Below are 15,114 nucleotides of genomic sequence, written 5' to 3' on the forward strand. Positions count from 1 at the left end.
AGCGGCAGACGGCGAGGAAAAGGCGGCGGGGGAAGCAAGCCGAAAGGAGCCCGAAAGAGGCGGCTGAATCCGGCGAGTCCGAGGCGCAGCGCGGCGCCGGCCGCGCTCGGAGAAACGGTCTGGAGAGGTTCCGGAAAGCCTCAGGCCGCCTTGGCCAGCGCGTCCGGCGTCAGCTTCCGCACGCCCGGCAGTTCGCAGGCCGCCACCGCCGCGCACAGCGCTTCCATTGCCGGCAGCCGGGTGAAGCTCTTGCGCCAGGCGAGCACGACGCGGCGATCGGGCACCGGCTCGGCGAACGGCACGTAGGACAGCAGATCGTTGCCGGCGTGCATGTCGGGCACCGAGGTCCGCGGCAGCACGGTAATGCCGACACCGCTGGCCACCATATGGCGGATGGTCTCGAGCGAGGAGCCCTCGAAGGTCTTCTGGATGCCGTCGGCGGCCTGCGAGAAGCGCGACAGTTCCGGGCAGACGCCCAGCACATGGTCGCGGAAGCAGTGGCCGCTGCCAAGCAGCAGCATGGTTTGCTGCTTGAGTTCGTCGGGCGCGACGTTTTCCGCCTTTTCCAGCTGATGCCCGCGCGGCACCGCGACGACGAAGGGCTCGTCGTACAGCGGCCGCACCGTCAGGCCGGAGTCCGGGAACGGCTCGGCCATGATCGCGCAGTCGATCTCGCCCTGCTTGAGCAGTTCGATCAGCTTGACCGTGTAGTTCTCCTGCAGCATCAGCGGCATCTGCGGCACGGTGTGGATCATCTGCTTGACCAGCGCCGGCAGCAGGTACGGCCCAATCGTGTAGATCACGCCGACGCGCAGCGGCCCGGCCAGCGGGTCCTTGCCCTGCTTGGCGATCTCGCGGATCGCCATGGTCTGTTCCAGCACCCGCTGCGCCTGCGCGACGATCTGCTCGCCGACCGCGGTCACCGAGACCTCGGAGGTGCCGCGCTCGAAGATCTGCACGTTCAGCTCGTCTTCCAGCTTCTTGATCGCCACCGACAGCGTCGGCTGCGACACGAAGCAGGCCTCGGCGGCACGGCCGAAATGGCGCTCTCGCGCGACGGCAACGATGTACTTCAGTTCGGTCAGCGTCATGTCGTATCGGCTTGGGATTGTGGTGGAGCGGGCGATGTCGGGATGGTCCGAAAGGGGTGTCCCGGCGGGCTGGTGCAGCCGGCGAGACAGTCGGATCGCCGGTCGAATCGCCGCGAAAGCACGTGACAGAAGTGCTTCGCAAATTATCGCTTTTCAGAAGCGATAGATTTTACCTTCGAATCGAGGTTCTGTCAGAGCCGCGCGGCAAAGCGGCGTGCACTGCTCTTGGGCCACCGGCGCGGCGAAGGCGGACTTCCGAGCTTGCGGCCCGGGATTCTCGGCTCCCACGCTCCCACGCTCCCACGCCCTCACGCCCTCACGCCCTCACGCCCTCACGCCCTCACGCCCTCACGCCCTCACGCCCTCACGCCCTCACGCCCTCACGCCTTCACGCCTTCACGCCTTCACGCCTTCAAGTAATGCTCCCGCCCGCCCAGCCAGCGCGACAGATGCGCCTGCGCCGCTTCGGGGTAACGGCTCAGCAGCAGTTCCGCCGCCTGCTGCGCCGGCTCGACCAGCCAGGCGTCGGTTTCGAGATCGGCAAAGCGCAGCATCGCCTCGCCCGACTGGCGCGCCCCCAGGAACTCGCCCGGCCCGCGAATCTGCAGGTCGCGCCGGGCGATCTCGAAGCCGTCGGTCGTCTCGCGCATCGTCGCCAGCCGCTGCTTGGCGGTCGGCGACAGCGGCGCCTGGTACATCAGCAGGCAGACCGACTCCGCGCTGCCCCGGCCGACGCGGCCGCGCAGCTGATGCAGCTGCGCGAGGCCGAAGCGCTCGGCATGCTCGATCACCATCAGCGAGGCGTTGGGCACGTCGACGCCGACCTCGATCACCGTGGTCGCCACCAGTACCTGCAGCCGGTTGGCGGAAAAGGCGTCCATCACCGCGGCCTTCTCGGCCGGCGGCAGGCGCCCATGGACCAGCCCGACCTTCAGGTCCGGCAAGGCGGCGGCCAGCGTCTCATACGTTTCCTGCGCGGTCTGCAGCTGCAGCGCCTCGCTCTCCTCGATCAGCGGACAGACCCAGTAGACCTGCCGGCCCTGCGCGGCGGCGTGGTGCACGCGCTCGATCACCTCGTCGCGGCGCGCGTCGTTGACCAGCCGCGTGACCACCGGGCTGCGGCCGGGCGGCAACTCGTCGATCACCGACACGTCGAGGTCGGCGTAATAGGTCATCGCCAGCGTGCGCGGGATCGGCGTGGCCGACATCATCAGCTGGTGCGGCACGGTGGCGGGCTCGTCGGCGTGTGGTGCGGACCCCGCGCCGTCCTGCTCGGCCCCGTCCGCCTTGCCGCGCAGCGCCAGCCGCTGCGCCACGCCGAAGCGGTGCTGCTCGTCGACGACCGACAGGCCCAACCTGGCGAACCGCACCGTGTCCTGGATCAGCGCGTGCGTGCCGATCGCCAGCTGCGCCTGGCCGGATTCGACCCGTGCCACGGCGTCGCGCTTTTCGGTGCGCTTCAGGCTCCCGGCCAGCCATACCACCTCGACGCCCAGCGGCGCGAGCCAGCCCGACAGCTTGCGGTAATGCTGCTCGGCCAGGATCTCGGTCGGCGCCATCAGCGCGGCCTGGTAGCCGGCGTCGATCGCCTGGCAGGCGGCCAGTGCCGCGACGATGGTCTTGCCGCTGCCGACATCGCCCTGCAGCAGCCGGTGCATCGGGTGCGGCGCGCCCATGTCGGCGGCGATCTCCTTGACCACGCGCTGCTGCGCGCCGGTCAGCGCGAACGGCAGCGCGGCGAGGAAACGGTCCAGCAGGCCGCCGGCGCGGCGCGGCATCGGCGGCGCGTTGCGGGCGCGGCGCGCCGCCTGCGCGCGCTTGAGCGACAGCTGCTGGGCCAGCAGCTCGTCGAACTTGATGCGCACCCACGCCGGGTGCGAGCGGTCGATCAGCGCGGCCTCGTCGACCTGCGGCGGCGGCGCATGGAGCAGCCGCAGCGATTCGGCCAGCGGCTGCAGCTTCAACGGCGCCAGCGGGCCGTCGAGCAGCGGCCGCGGCAGCGTCTCCGGCAGCGGCGTGCGCTGCAGCGCCCCGCCGATCGCCTTGCGCAGATAGGCCTGCGAGATGCCGGCGGTAGCGGGATAGACCGGCGTCAAGCGGTCCGGCAGCGGCTCGTCGGGGCCGACCGGGCGCACGACGGGATGGATCATCTCAGCGCCGAAGAAGCCGCCGCGGACTTCGCCGCGCACGCGCAGCCGCACGCCCTCGGCCATCTGCTTTGCCTGGCTGCCGTAGAAATTGAGAAAGCGCAGCGTCAGCTCGCCGCTGTCGTCGGCGATGCGCACCACCAGTTGCCGGCGCGGCCGCAGCGTGACCTCGTTGGACACCACCTCCCCCTCGACCTGCACGGCGAAGCCCAGGCCCGCGCGATGCACGGCCTCCCTGATCGGCAGCAGCGTGGTCTCGTCCTCGTAGCGCATCGGCAGATGCAGCACCAGGTCGACGTCGCGCTTCAGGCCCAGCTTGGCGAGCTTGGCCATCGCCGACGACGGCGCGGCGGGCTTGCCCGATTTGGCGGGCGCGCCGGACTTGGCGGCCTTGGCGGATTTGACAGCCGGCTTGGCCGATTGCGGCTGGGCGTCTGGCTCGGGCGTGCGTTCGCTGGCGGTGACGGGCATCGAGGCGTGGTCGGCAGGGCGCGGCGGCGCCGCGGGCGTGTCGGATCGGATCGTGGGAAACGGCGGGGCCGTCGGCGCTCCGCGGGTCGCCCCGGCGGAATACCCGCCATCACGGCCATGGCGGCAAGCCTGGCGGCCGAAGCCTTACAATAGCGGGTCCGCCGATTGTACCCATGCCTGCGCCGCGCGCTCCAGGCGCCACCGGCGGTATCCCGACCCGCTGCCCCTTTTGCACCTGCCGCCGGCCTCGTTGCGAGGCGCCGGTCCCTGTCCTTTTATGCTGACGCTGTCCGATTTCGACTTTCCGCTGCCCCCCGAACTGATCGCCCAGACCGCGCTGCCCGACCGCAGCGCGAGCCGGCTGCTGGTCGTGCGGACCGGCGCGGACGGCGCCACCGAGCTGGACGATCGCGCCTTCGCCGACCTGACCGACTATCTGCGCCCGGACGACCTGCTGGTGTTCAACGACACCCGCGTGATCAAGGCCCGCTTCTTCGGCCAGAAGGCCAGCGGCGGCAAGGTCGAGGTGCTGGTCGAGCGCGTGCTCGACGCCGACACGGTGCTGGCCCAGGTGCGCGCCTCGAAGACGCCGGCCGAGGGCAGCACGCTGCGGCTGGCCGATGCTTTTGATGTCACGGTCGGCCCGCGCGTGGACCAGTTTTTCACGCTGCGCTTTCCCGAGCCGGCGCTGGACCTGATCGAGCGCTTCGGCCGCCTGCCGCTGCCGCCCTATATCACGCACGATCCGGACGCCTACGACGAGAGCCGCTACCAAACCGTCTATGCGCGCCATCCGGGCGCGGTGGCGGCGCCGACGGCCGGGCTGCATTTCGACGACGCGCTGTTCGCCCGGCTCGACGCCCACGGCGTGCGGCGCGCCTTCCTGACGCTGCACGTCGGCGCCGGCACCTTCCAGCCGGTGCGCACGGAGAACCTGGCCGAGCACAAGATGCATTCGGAGTGGTACGCGATCTCCGAGGAACTGGCGCAGGCGGTGCGCGACACCCGCGCCGCCGGCGGCCGCGTGATCGCGGTCGGCACCACCTCGCTGCGCGCGCTGGAATCGGCCGCGACGCCCGAAGGCGAACTGCGGGCCGGCAGCGGCGACACCGACATCTTCATCACGCCGGGCTATCGCTTCCGGCTGGTCGACGCGCTGATCACCAACTTCCATCTGCCCAAGTCGACGCTGCTGATGCTGGTGTCGGCGCTGGCCGGCATCGAGCCGATCCGCATCGCCTATCGCCATGCGGTCGAGCAGCGCTATCGCTTCTTCAGCTACGGCGACGCGATGCTGCTGCAGCGCCAGCCCTGAACCGCCGCCCGCGCCCTGCCCCGGCACGCCCCGGCCCACCGAATCTCCGCCACCCCTACGCCATGCTCGAATTCGAACTGCTCACCACCGACGGCAACGCCCGCCGCGGCCGCGTCACCCTGAACCACGGCGTGGTCGAGACGCCGATCTTCATGCCGGTCGGCACCTATGGCTCGGTCAAGGCGATGTCGCCGCTGGAGCTCAACGAAATCGGCGCGCAGATCATCCTGGGCAATACCTTCCATCTGTGGCTGCGGCCCGGGCTGGAGGTCATCGACACCCACCAGGGCCTGCACCGCTTCATCGGCTGGGACAAGCCGATCCTGACCGATTCGGGCGGCTTCCAGGTGTTCTCGCTGGGCGAGCTGCGCAAGATCACCGAGGAAGGCGTGACCTTCGCCTCGCCGGTCAACGGCGACAAGCTGTTCCTGTCGCCCGAGATCTCGATGCAGATCCAGCGCACGCTGAACTCGGACATCGTGATGCAGTTCGACGAATGCACGCCGTACGAGATCGAGGGCCGCCCGGCCACGCACGAGGAGGCCGCGCGCTCGATGCGCATGAGCCTGCGCTGGGCCAAGCGCTCGCGCGACGAGTTCGAGCGGCTGGCCAACCCGAACGCGCTGTTCGGCATCGTCCAGGGCGGCATGTTCGAGGACCTGCGCGACGAATCGCTGGCCGGGCTGTCGGAGCTGGGCTTCCATGGCCTGGCGATCGGCGGCCTGTCGGTCGGCGAGCCCAAGGAAGACATGATGCGGGTGCTCGAACACGTCGGCCCGAGGCTGCCGGCGGACAAGCCGCACTATCTGATGGGCGTCGGCACGCCGGAGGACCTGGTGGCGGGCGTGGCCTCCGGCGTCGACATGTTCGACTGCGTGATGCCGACCCGCAATGCCCGCAACGGCTGGCTGTTTACCCGCTTCGGCGACGTCAAGATCAAGAACGCGGCGCACCGCAACGACCCGCGGCCGCTGGACGAAAGCTGCGCCTGCTACACCTGCCGCAATTTCTCGCGGGCCTATCTGCACCATCTGCACCGGGTCGGAGAAATTCTGGGCGCGCGGCTCAATACGATCCACAATCTGTATTACTACCTGCAGCTGATGCGCGAAATCCGCGAGGCGATCGAGCAACACCGCTTCGACGCCTTCCGCCGCCAGTTCGCCGCCGACCGGGCGCGCGGCACGCAGTAAGACGGCCCCTGCCGCCCTGCCGCCGGCGGCCCGCGACGGGCGGGCCCGGCAAGGCGACGCAAGCCGCTGAACGGGCCGAACCGGGTGATAGAATGCCCGATTCCTTGAATCAATTTTGTGACGGAGAAGCAACGTGCTGATTTCGAACGCATTTGCCCAGACCGCCGGCGGGGCCGGCGGCGCGGCGGGTGGCCTGATGAGTTTCCTGCCGATCATCCTGATGTTCGCGGTGCTGTGGTTCATCATGATCCGCCCGCAGATGAAGCGGCAGAAGGAAGCCAAGGCGATGCTGGAAGCGCTGGCCAAGAACGACGAAGTCGTCACCGCCGGCGGCATCCTGGGCCGGGTCACCAAGGTCAACGAGCAGTATGTGACGCTGGAAATCGCCGAAGGCACCGAGATCACGGTGCAGAAGAACGCCGTCACCGCGGTGCTGCCGAAGGGTTCGCTGAAGGCGCTCTGAGCCCCTCGCTCTCTCAGGCCTTGCGGGTCCGCCGCAAGGTTCCGGCACGCCGCCAATAGCGTGCCCGCACAGCCGCCTGGCCCCGCCCCGGGAAGTCTCCGGTCGGGCCAGGCGGCTGTTTGCCAACCGGTTGCCTGCGCGATACGCCCGCGGATTCCCGTCCGCGCGCTGCGCCGGCCGTAGAAAGACCGTAGAAAGACTGGCCGAAGATGAATCGCTATCCGCTTTGGAAATACCTCGTGATCCTGGTGGCGCTTGCCATCGGCATCATCTATACGCTGCCCAACTTCTTCGGCGAGGCGCCTGCGGTGCAGGTCTCGTCGGGCAAGGCCACCGTCAAGGTCGATCTGGCGATGCAGAAGCAGATCGAGCAGGTGCTGGCGCAGAACGGCTTGCAGCCCGACGGCGTGTTCTATGACGTGTCGGGACAGTCCGGCTCGGTCAAGGCGCGCTTCCGCACCACCGACGAGCAGCTGCGCGCCAAGGACGTGCTGTCGCGCGCGCTCAATCCCGATCCGAACGATCCGACCTATGTGGTCGCGCTGAACCTGCTGTCCGGCTCGCCGAAGTGGCTGACCTCGCTGCATGCGCTGCCGATGTACCTGGGCCTGGACCTGCGCGGCGGCGTGCACTTCCTGCTGCAGGTCGACATGAAGGGCGCGGTAGACAAGAAGCTGGACAGCCTGGCCGGCGACGCGCGCACCGTGCTGCGCGACAAGGGCATCCGCCACGGCGGCGTGGACCGCAACGGCGACCGCGTGACGGTGCGCTTCAACAACCCCGAGGACGCCACCCGCGCCCGCGGCGTGCTGGCCGACAGCCTGCCGGACCTGACCTTCGCGATGGACGGCAACAACGTGGTCGGCACCTTCACCGAGGTGGCGCGCCGCGCGGTGCAGGACGCCGCCGTGAAGCAGAACATCACCACGCTGCACAACCGCGTCAATGAACTGGGCGTGGCCGAGCCGGTGATCCAGCAGCAAGGCGCGGAGCGCATCGTGGTGCAGCTGCCGGGCGTGCAGGACACCGCCAAGGCCAAGGACATCATCGGCCGCACCGCCACGCTGGAGGCCCGCCTGGTCGATCCGGACGCACCGCGCGCCCCGCGCCAGGGCGATCCGATCCCGTTCGGCAGCGAGCTGTTCCTGCACGGCAACGGCGCCCCGGTGGTGCTGAAGAAGCAGGTGATCTTCACCGGGGACCGCATCGAAAGCGCGTCGGCCGGCTTCGACCAGAACCAGCGCCCGTCGGTCAACATCAAGCTCGACGCCCAGGGCGGCCGCGTGCTGCGCGACGTCTCGCGCGAGAACATCGGCAAGCCGATGGGCATCGTGCTGTTCGAGAAGGGCAAGGGTGAAGTGCTGACGGTGGCGACGATCCAGTCCGAACTGGGCTCGAGCTTCCAGATCACCGGCTCGTACTCGACCGAGGCCGCCAACGACCTCGCGCTGCTGCTGCGCGCCGGCTCGCTGGCCGCGCCGATGGACATCATCGAGGAACGCACCATCGGCCCGTCGCTGGGCGCCGACAACATCGAGAAGGGCTTCGACTCGGTGGCCTACGGCTTTGCCGCGATCGCCGTCTTCATGGTGCTGTACTACCTGCTGTTCGGCGTGTTCTCGGTGATCGCGCTGGGCGTCAACCTGCTGCTGCTGATCGCGGTGCTGTCGATGCTGCAGGCCACGCTGACGCTGCCCGGCATCGCGGCCATCGCGCTGGTGCTGGGCATGGCGATCGACGCCAACGTGCTGATCAACGAGCGCATCCGCGAGGAACTGCGCGCGGGGGCGTCGCCGCAGATGGCGATCGCGGTCGGCTTCGACCGCGCCTGGGCCACGATCCTGGACTCGAACGTGACCACGCTGATCGCCGGCCTGGCGCTGCTGGCCTTCGGTTCGGGCCCGGTGCGCGGCTTCGCGGTGGTGCACTGCCTGGGCATCCTGACGTCGGTGTTCTCGGCGGTGTTCTTCAACCGCGGCCTGGTCAACCTCTGGTACGGCCGCAAGAAGAAGCTGCAGAGCGTGTCGATCGGCCAGATCTGGAAGCCCGGCCCGGACAACAAGGGCACCGTGGCCAACAAGTGAGGGCAATGAGCGTGAGCGCGGCGGGGCCCTGCCCCGCGGCTCCGGCCTGAAGGCCAGACTCGAACAACACCCTCGAACGTCACCTTCGCACGATACCCTCGAACGAAACACCCGAACGCAGCACGCTGCAGCAGATACAGGATTCACCATGGAATTCTTCCGCATCCGGCGCGACATTCCGTTCATGAAGCACGCGTTGATCTTCAACGTGATCTCCTTCGTGACGTTCTTCGCCGCCGTCTTTTTCCTCTGGCAGAAGGGCCTGCACCTGTCGATCGAATTCACTGGCGGCACGGTGATGGAGGTCAGCTACCAGCAACCCGCCGATCTGGAACGGATCCGCGGCCAGGTCGGCAAGCTCGGCTACACCGACGTGCAGGTGCAGAACTTCGGCACCTCGCGCGACGTGATGATCCGCCTGCCGCTGCAGAAAGGCGCCGACGGCAAGCCGGTCAGCTCGGCACAGCAGAGCGAGCAGGTGATGGGCGCGCTCAAGGCGGTCTCGCCCGACGCCAACCTGCAGCGCGTCGAATTCGTCGGCCCGCAGGTCGGCAAGGAGCTGGCCACCGACGGCCTGCTGGCGCTGCTGTGCGTGATCGCCGGCATCGTGATCTACCTGTCGATCCGCTTCGAATGGAAGTTCGCGGTGGCGGGCATCATCGCCAACCTGCACGACATCGTGATCATCCTGGGCTTCTTCGCCTTCTTCCAGTGGGAATTCTCGCTGTCGGTGCTGGCGGCGGTGCTGGCGGTGCTCGGCTATTCGGTCAACGAGTCGGTGGTGATCTTCGACCGGATCCGCGAGAACTTCCGCAAGTTCCGCAAGATGAATACCCACGAGGTCATCGACAACGCGATCACCAGCACCATCTCGCGAACCATCATCACGCACGGCTCGACCGAGATGATGGTGCTGTCGATGTTCTTCTTCGGCGGTCCGACGCTGCACTACTTCGCGCTGGCGCTGACGGTGGGCATCCTGTTCGGCATCTATTCGTCGGTGTTCGTCGCCGCGGCGCTGGCCATGTGGCTGGGCGTCAAGCGCGAGGACCTGATCAAGGGCGAAAAGAAGGCCGGCGGGGCAGACCGCGACGATCCGAACTACGGCGCGCAGGCATGACGTGCCGCTAGCCAGAAAGCAGGCGTAAAAAAACGGGGCTCAGGCCCCGTTTTTCATTGCCCCGCTCCCGGCGGAAGGAAGCGAACCGGCTTCCTTCAGATGCTGTCAGGTTCGGTCAGAACTGCTCGATCCAGATCGCCAGCCGGTCGGCGCCGAACTGCGTCGACGCCGGCGCCAGGCGCGAGACGATGGTATTGCCGTCGCGCAGCATCTGCAGCGCATTGCCGCTGCGATCGAGCCACAGCAGCGCGGCAAACCACGCTGCGTGCTGGTCCGACACCGCGGTGCCGACCGGCGCGCCGAGGAATTCGGACAGCACCGGCAACGACAGCCACACCAGCGCGTCACCATCGCGGCGCACCGCCTCGCCCAGCTGCTGCGCGATCACCGCCAGCGCGTCGGCACCCGCCGCGGCGTCATGCGCGCTGCGCAGTTGTGCCAGCCGGCTCGCCACCGCATGGCCGAAGGCGCCGCTGCGCTGGCTTTCGGCGCCGATCAGGTCGGCGTAGTCCATCCTTGCCCAGTCGGGCTCCGGACCCTTGGCACCGGCCATCACGGCCGCCGCCAGATAGGTCTCGACCGGCTGGAAGCGCTCCGGACCGATCAGGCTGGCGCACAGCGCGCGCACCATGCCGATGCGCCCCGCCAGCGTCTGGCGCTGGATCACGCTCAGCTTCTCGCGCACCAGCTGGTCGCGTTCGCGGCGCAGGCCGGCGATCTCCAGCGCCTGCTTGAGCTCCATGCGCAGCGCGGTAATGTCCCACGGCTTCTTGATATAGCGGTGGATCTGCCCTTCGTTGACCGCCTGCACGGTCGACTCGAGCTCGGAATACGCGGTGGTCAGGATGCGGACGATATGCGGATAGTGCTCGCGCGCATGGCGCAGCAGCTCGTTGCCGTATTCGCCCGGCATGCGCTGGTCGGAGACCAGCACGGCCAGCGTGTCGCCATGGGCTTCGAGCAGCGCCTTGCCCTCCTCGACCGAACCGCCGGTGACCACGGGCGCCAGCCCGCCGATCGCCCTCTGGAAATACTTGACCGCGGTGGCCTCGTCGTCGACGAACAGAATCGCGGGAGGCGATGCCTGGTTGTCGTTCGGTTCGTTCATTGACCGCTCCTATTGCTGTGCATTCGATTCTTCGTCTGAGGGAATTCCAGCGTCACGGTGGTGCCGGCGCCCGGAATCGATTCGATCCGGATGCCGCCGCCGAACGACTGCATGACGCGGTTGCAGAAAATCATGCCGAGGCCATTTCCGCCGGCGGCGGCATGCGTGGTGACCGGATCGACCAGCAGGCGCTCCATCACGTCGGGCGGAATGCCTGGGCCGTTGTCGCTGATGCAGATCACGGGGTCGGGCTGCGCCACGACACGGAAGCGCAGCGACGGCTTGGGGACATCGGTCAGCGCCCGCAAGCCATTGTTCAGCAGCGACGACAGCACCAGCGACACGCAGTTCGGCAGCGTATGGACGATGAAGTCGCCGTGCAGTTCGACCTCGACCCAGTTGCGCTGCGGCCCGGTGAACGGATAGCTGTCGAGCAGCGCCATGATCAGGCTGCCTGCGGTGATGTCGCGATCGTTCTCGCTGGTCAGCGGCCGTTCGCCATTGCCGCGCACCGACTGCAGGAACGACGAAATCACCGCCAGGCAGTACTGCGCATTGCTGTGCATCACCGCGGCCGCCTGGCCGATCTCGGCCTGGCGCTGCGGATCGTATTCGGCGCTGCTGCGGCTTTCAACACCGCGGGCGAAATTCGCGATAGCCGCCAGCGGGGTGTTAAGTTCGTGCGCGAGGAAAGCCAGCGTCTCGTCGATCGCGGTCAGCCGCTGGTGCCGCGACTGCCGTTCGCGATGACGCTCCCGCGCGAGGGCCAGCACATCCCGCACCGCCTGCAGGCCGAGCGGCTTCTCGAGAATGCGAAATACCTCGCCGCTGTTGACGGTCTGCAGCAGCATGTCCTTGTCGGCGTAGGCCGTCACCAGGATCCGCACGATCTGCGGATACTCGGCGGCGACCTGCCGCAGCAGATCGGCGCCGTTGCGCCCCGGCATGCGGAAGTCCGTGACCAGCACCGCGGTGCGGCCGCTGTCGTTGCGCAGCATCTCGATGGCCTGGTCCGCGCCCTGGGCGAGCAGCACTTCGTACTCCGCGCCGGCGGCGCGGGCGAAATACTTGCAGGCCATCTCCTCGTCGTCGACGTAGAGCACGGTCAGCCGGGGCTGGCGCAAATCGGTCCGCAGTTCGGTCCGCGGCTCTGTCCGCTGTTCCGTCATGGCGCGCTCATTCCGCCCGCGGCAGATCGAAGCTGAACGCGGCCCACTGGCCCAGTTCGCTTTCGGCGAACAGCACGCCGCCATGCCGCTCGATCACCGCATAGCTGATCGACAGGCCCAGGCCCAGGCCCAGGCCGACCTCGCGCGTGGTGAAGAAGGGCTCGAACACGCGCGCGAGATTCTCGCTGGGGATGCCCGGGCCGTTGTCGCGTACGTTGACGTGCAGCCGGCCGTCCTTCCACACCACGGTGGTATGGATCGCCGGTGCCGGCGTGCCGGCCTTGCGCATCGCCAGCGCGGCGTTCGAGAACAGGTTGATCAGCACGCCGATGATGGCGGCCTCGTCGCCGAACACCAGCGTGTCCGGCGGCAGCTCGCGCGTCATCCGCACGCCGCGCAGTTCGTGCGCGGTCAGCCGGCTGGCCGAGTCGAGCGCCTTCTCGAACAGGAAGGGGCGGCCCTCGACCTCGGCGCCGGGTTGCCGATAGGCAAAGATCTTCAGGTCCGAGACGATATGCTGGATCCGCTGCATCCCTTGCCGGGCGTCGATCAGGCATTCCTGCAGCGAGGCGCTCTCCTTGGCCTGCGGTTCCTCCAGCGCGATCTCGATCGCCATCAGGCAGAAATTGACCGGGTTGTTGACCTCGTGCAGCAGCCCCGCGGCCAGCGTACCGACCGCGGCCATCTTCTCCTGCTGCAGCAGCTGGCCCTTGATCTGCGCCAGATTCTCGTTGATGCGGGCGAGCTCGTCGTTCTTGTTGGCCAGTTCTTCCTTCAGCCGGAACAGCTGGAAGCGGCCCTTCTCGTTGAAGTAGGTGTAGACCGCGCTGGCGGCGCCGGCAAACAGCACGAACAGCGAGTTGACCAGGAAGGTGCCGACCGGATGCAGGCCATCCGGATGCAGCAGGCAGGCCACCAGATAGCAAAGGTACGACAGGCCGCCGAACACCACGTTCTGCCACAGGCCGAACGGCAGCGCGATACCCGAGGCGAAGATCGCCAGGTTCAGGCCGACGTAGTACGGCGAGGCGACGCCATCGGTCTCCCAGATCATCCACGCGATCATCAGCTGCGGCAGCAACAGCCACGACAGCGTCAGCCATGGCGCCAGCCTGCGCCCGTGCTGGCTGTACAGCACCACGACGATGCCGGCGATCAGCATCGAGACGACGATGCGCGCGACCGCGAAGGGTCCCTGCCACTCCGGGTACTGGCCGTAGTCGAGACCCATGCCGAGCAGCACCAGCACGATGGCGGTGTAGGCTCCGCCGCGGCTGAACGCCAGGCGAAAGTCGGCCAGTTCGGCCTGGTATCCGGCGTAGAGTCGGTTGACAGTCATGGCAGATCGGCGGCGCCGCCTCAGGAGATGGTGGCTTCAGCGAACACGTTGACGCCCGTGGCATCGACATAGACCTCGTGGTCGGTCGACTGCTCGGGCAGCAGGCTCAGCATCTTTGGTTCGTCGCGATAGATCAGGTACCACTCGAGCAGATGTTCCATCCCGTATCGCTCGGGATTGTTCGAATGGACGTTGGTGACCAGCACCCGCCCGCCCGGGCGCGTGCGCGCGGCGAAATGGCTCAGCAGACGGGCGCAGACCTTGTCGGACAGATAGTCGAACAGGCCGGCGCAATAGACCGCATCGAACTCGCGCACCGAAGGATCCTCGACCGCGATACGCCGCTTGAGCAGCTCGTGCACCGACTCGTGCACCATCTCGACCTGCAGGCTGCGTCCCGCCTCCCGGGCGGCGCGCTGGATGGAGCCGCGGGTAAATTCGAGGGTCTCCTCGCTGAAGTCGACCAGCTGGAACGACAGCCGGTCCGGCTCGGCGTATTCGCGCGCAAAGCGCTGGATCTCGAAGGCCGGGCCGCAGCCGACGTTCAGCACGCGGAACGGCCGCCCCGCCGCGCGGGCGCTGTCCGCCTGCCGGCTGAGGAAGTTGACCAGCAGATCGATGCGGTTGCGGTGCGCGGTGGCGACCGCCGCCTTCAGGAAGGCCGTATTGACGATCTGGAAGTAGGTGGTCGGTCCCTGCTGCGGATCGCTCAGGATCTGGTTCACCATCTCGTAGTCGCCGGCGTAGCCGAGCGGCTTGGTGAAGGTGCGATAGACGAACGGCGCGCGCAGCAGCAGCGGATGCAGCGCCGATTGCGCATAGGTCCGATGCACCGGCGCCAGCTCGACGTCGACGCGCTCGGCCTCCCCTTCGAGCCGGTCCAGGTACGACTTGACCTTCACCATCAGCGGCGTGGCCAGCTCCTGGAACACGTCTGCGCGCAAGCGGCCGTCGACCTTGGGCAGGCTTTCGGTCAGGTCGACCTGCTCGACCCAGCGCGAGACCTCGGACAGGAAGGCGCGCATCTCGTTGACGGCGATCTGGTAATCGCGGCGGATGTTGAAGCGCGTGTCCCAGTCGCTGACGAACAGCTCGGCCTCGCGCCCCACCGAGCGGGGCTCGTTGGGCAGGTCGCTCAGTTCGCGCCATTCGTCGATCAGCGTCAGCGAGACCACCGCCGTGAGACCGGTATTGACCAGGCTCATCACCACCGCTTTGCCAAGATAGGCGTTCTTGGCCCCGATCCTGACGCTCAGGTCGCTCAATACCTCGCTGACCTGGACAATCGAGTACGGGTTATAGACTTCCATCACCAGAGATTTTCTCTGGAGATTAATGATCGTGCCCCGCACCTGCTCGCCCTGCGAGTTGCGGAAGCTGACCACCGGATCAATTTGCGTTTGGGAGTACACGGTTTTGCGCCAGGGAAAATCCGAAGGATGCGGCTGGCTCATGCCGACACGGTGGTCGGAACGGTCCGGCGCGGCATGGGCGAAGGAACTCGCGAACGGCTCGGCGAAGGCGATGCACGGAAACTAGGGGTTGGGCATACGCTTGCGATCCTGATCGGGAAGTGAGCGGCGAAGGGGCAAGCTGCGGGACTGCCGCCGGGCC

General features: G+C 67.7%; 11 protein-coding genes. 5 read left to right on the plus strand and 6 right to left on the minus strand.

Annotated features, from left to right (window positions below):
- Positions 1 to 140: 140 nt before the first annotated feature.
- Both KZ686_RS00765 and recG read right to left on the minus strand, forming a co-directional pair.
- On the minus strand, positions 141 to 1,091 hold the full coding sequence (locus tag KZ686_RS00765; RefSeq protein WP_149316664.1) for a LysR substrate-binding domain-containing protein: 951 nt from the start codon (positions 1,089 to 1,091) through the stop codon (positions 141 to 143).
- A 404-nt stretch (positions 1,092 to 1,495) separates the two neighbouring features.
- Entirely contained in the window at positions 1,496 to 3,709 is a 2,214-nt protein-coding gene (gene recG, locus KZ686_RS00770; RefSeq protein ID WP_265632841.1) for an ATP-dependent DNA helicase RecG, read from the minus strand.
- A gap of 277 nt (positions 3,710 to 3,986) precedes the next feature.
- Between recG and queA the strand changes: the two genes are divergently transcribed.
- From queA to secF, 5 genes are all read left to right on the plus strand, one after another.
- Positions 3,987 to 5,024 carry a tRNA preQ1(34) S-adenosylmethionine ribosyltransferase-isomerase QueA gene (gene queA, locus KZ686_RS00775; RefSeq protein ID WP_226107160.1) on the plus strand — a complete coding sequence of 346 codons (1,038 nt, stop codon included), beginning with the start codon at positions 3,987 to 3,989 and terminating at the stop codon, positions 5,022 to 5,024.
- A 62-nt stretch (positions 5,025 to 5,086) separates the two neighbouring features.
- Positions 5,087 to 6,217, plus strand: coding sequence for a tRNA guanosine(34) transglycosylase Tgt (gene tgt / locus KZ686_RS00780; protein ID WP_226107158.1), 1,131 nt, complete (start codon positions 5,087 to 5,089; stop codon positions 6,215 to 6,217).
- Positions 6,218 to 6,350: 133 nt separating this feature from the next.
- Positions 6,351 to 6,680, plus strand: a complete 330-nt coding sequence (yajC, locus tag KZ686_RS00785; RefSeq protein ID WP_149316660.1) for a preprotein translocase subunit YajC — start codon at positions 6,351 to 6,353, stop codon at positions 6,678 to 6,680.
- A 209-nt stretch (positions 6,681 to 6,889) separates the two neighbouring features.
- A complete protein-coding gene (secD, locus tag KZ686_RS00790) occupies positions 6,890 to 8,764 on the plus strand; it encodes a protein translocase subunit SecD (protein ID WP_150083390.1) in 1,875 nt (624 codons plus the stop codon).
- Between the two features lie 148 nt (positions 8,765 to 8,912).
- A complete protein-coding gene (gene secF / locus KZ686_RS00795) occupies positions 8,913 to 9,884 on the plus strand; it encodes a protein translocase subunit SecF (RefSeq protein WP_149316658.1) in 972 nt (323 codons plus the stop codon).
- Positions 9,885 to 9,999: 115 nt separating this feature from the next.
- Here the strand turns inward: secF and KZ686_RS00800 are convergent, their stop codons facing one another.
- Genes KZ686_RS00800 through KZ686_RS00815 form a run of 4 tightly spaced genes read right to left on the minus strand, consistent with a single transcriptional unit; the run spans position 10,000 to position 14,912 of the window.
- Positions 10,000 to 10,992, minus strand: coding sequence for a response regulator (locus tag KZ686_RS00800; protein WP_149316657.1), 993 nt, complete (start codon positions 10,990 to 10,992; stop codon positions 10,000 to 10,002).
- Positions 10,989 to 12,161: a hybrid sensor histidine kinase/response regulator gene (locus KZ686_RS00805; RefSeq protein ID WP_265632842.1), complete on the minus strand. Its 1,173-nt coding sequence runs from the start codon at positions 12,159 to 12,161 to the stop codon at positions 10,989 to 10,991. Before KZ686_RS00805 ends, KZ686_RS00800 begins: the two co-directional genes overlap by 4 nt.
- 7 nt (positions 12,162 to 12,168) lie before the next feature.
- Positions 12,169 to 13,500, minus strand: coding sequence for a sensor histidine kinase (locus KZ686_RS00810; protein WP_265632843.1), 1,332 nt, complete (start codon positions 13,498 to 13,500; stop codon positions 12,169 to 12,171).
- Between the two features lie 20 nt (positions 13,501 to 13,520).
- A complete protein-coding gene (locus KZ686_RS00815; protein WP_150083391.1) occupies positions 13,521 to 14,912 on the minus strand; it encodes an SAM-dependent methyltransferase in 1,392 nt (463 codons plus the stop codon).
- Between the last annotated feature and the right edge of the window lie 202 nt (positions 14,913 to 15,114).

The organism is Cupriavidus cauae (genome assembly GCF_026210475.1).
GTDB classification, from domain to species: domain Bacteria; phylum Pseudomonadota; class Gammaproteobacteria; order Burkholderiales; family Burkholderiaceae; genus Cupriavidus; species Cupriavidus cauae.

What these genes read in the sequence shown, in the direction of transcription:
- KZ686_RS00765 (WP_149316664.1), bottom strand. Translation starts at nt 1,091, where the DNA reads ATGACGCTGACCGAACTGAAGTACATCGTTGCCGTCGCGCGAGAGCGC.
- recG (WP_265632841.1), bottom strand. Translation starts at nt 3,709, where the DNA reads ATGCCCGTCACCGCCAGCGAACGCACGCCCGAGCCAGACGCCCAGCCG.
- queA (WP_226107160.1), top strand. Translation starts at nt 3,987, where the DNA reads ATGCTGACGCTGTCCGATTTCGACTTTCCGCTGCCCCCCGAACTGATC.
- tgt (WP_226107158.1), top strand. Translation starts at nt 5,087, where the DNA reads ATGCTCGAATTCGAACTGCTCACCACCGACGGCAACGCCCGCCGCGGC.
- secD (WP_150083390.1), top strand. Translation starts at nt 6,890, where the DNA reads ATGAATCGCTATCCGCTTTGGAAATACCTCGTGATCCTGGTGGCGCTT.
- secF (WP_149316658.1), top strand. Translation starts at nt 8,913, where the DNA reads ATGGAATTCTTCCGCATCCGGCGCGACATTCCGTTCATGAAGCACGCG.
- KZ686_RS00800 (WP_149316657.1), bottom strand. Translation starts at nt 10,992, where the DNA reads ATGAACGAACCGAACGACAACCAGGCATCGCCTCCCGCGATTCTGTTC.
- KZ686_RS00805 (WP_265632842.1), bottom strand. Translation starts at nt 12,161, where the DNA reads ATGACGGAACAGCGGACAGAGCCGCGGACCGAACTGCGGACCGATTTG.
- KZ686_RS00810 (WP_265632843.1), bottom strand. Translation starts at nt 13,500, where the DNA reads ATGACTGTCAACCGACTCTACGCCGGATACCAGGCCGAACTGGCCGAC.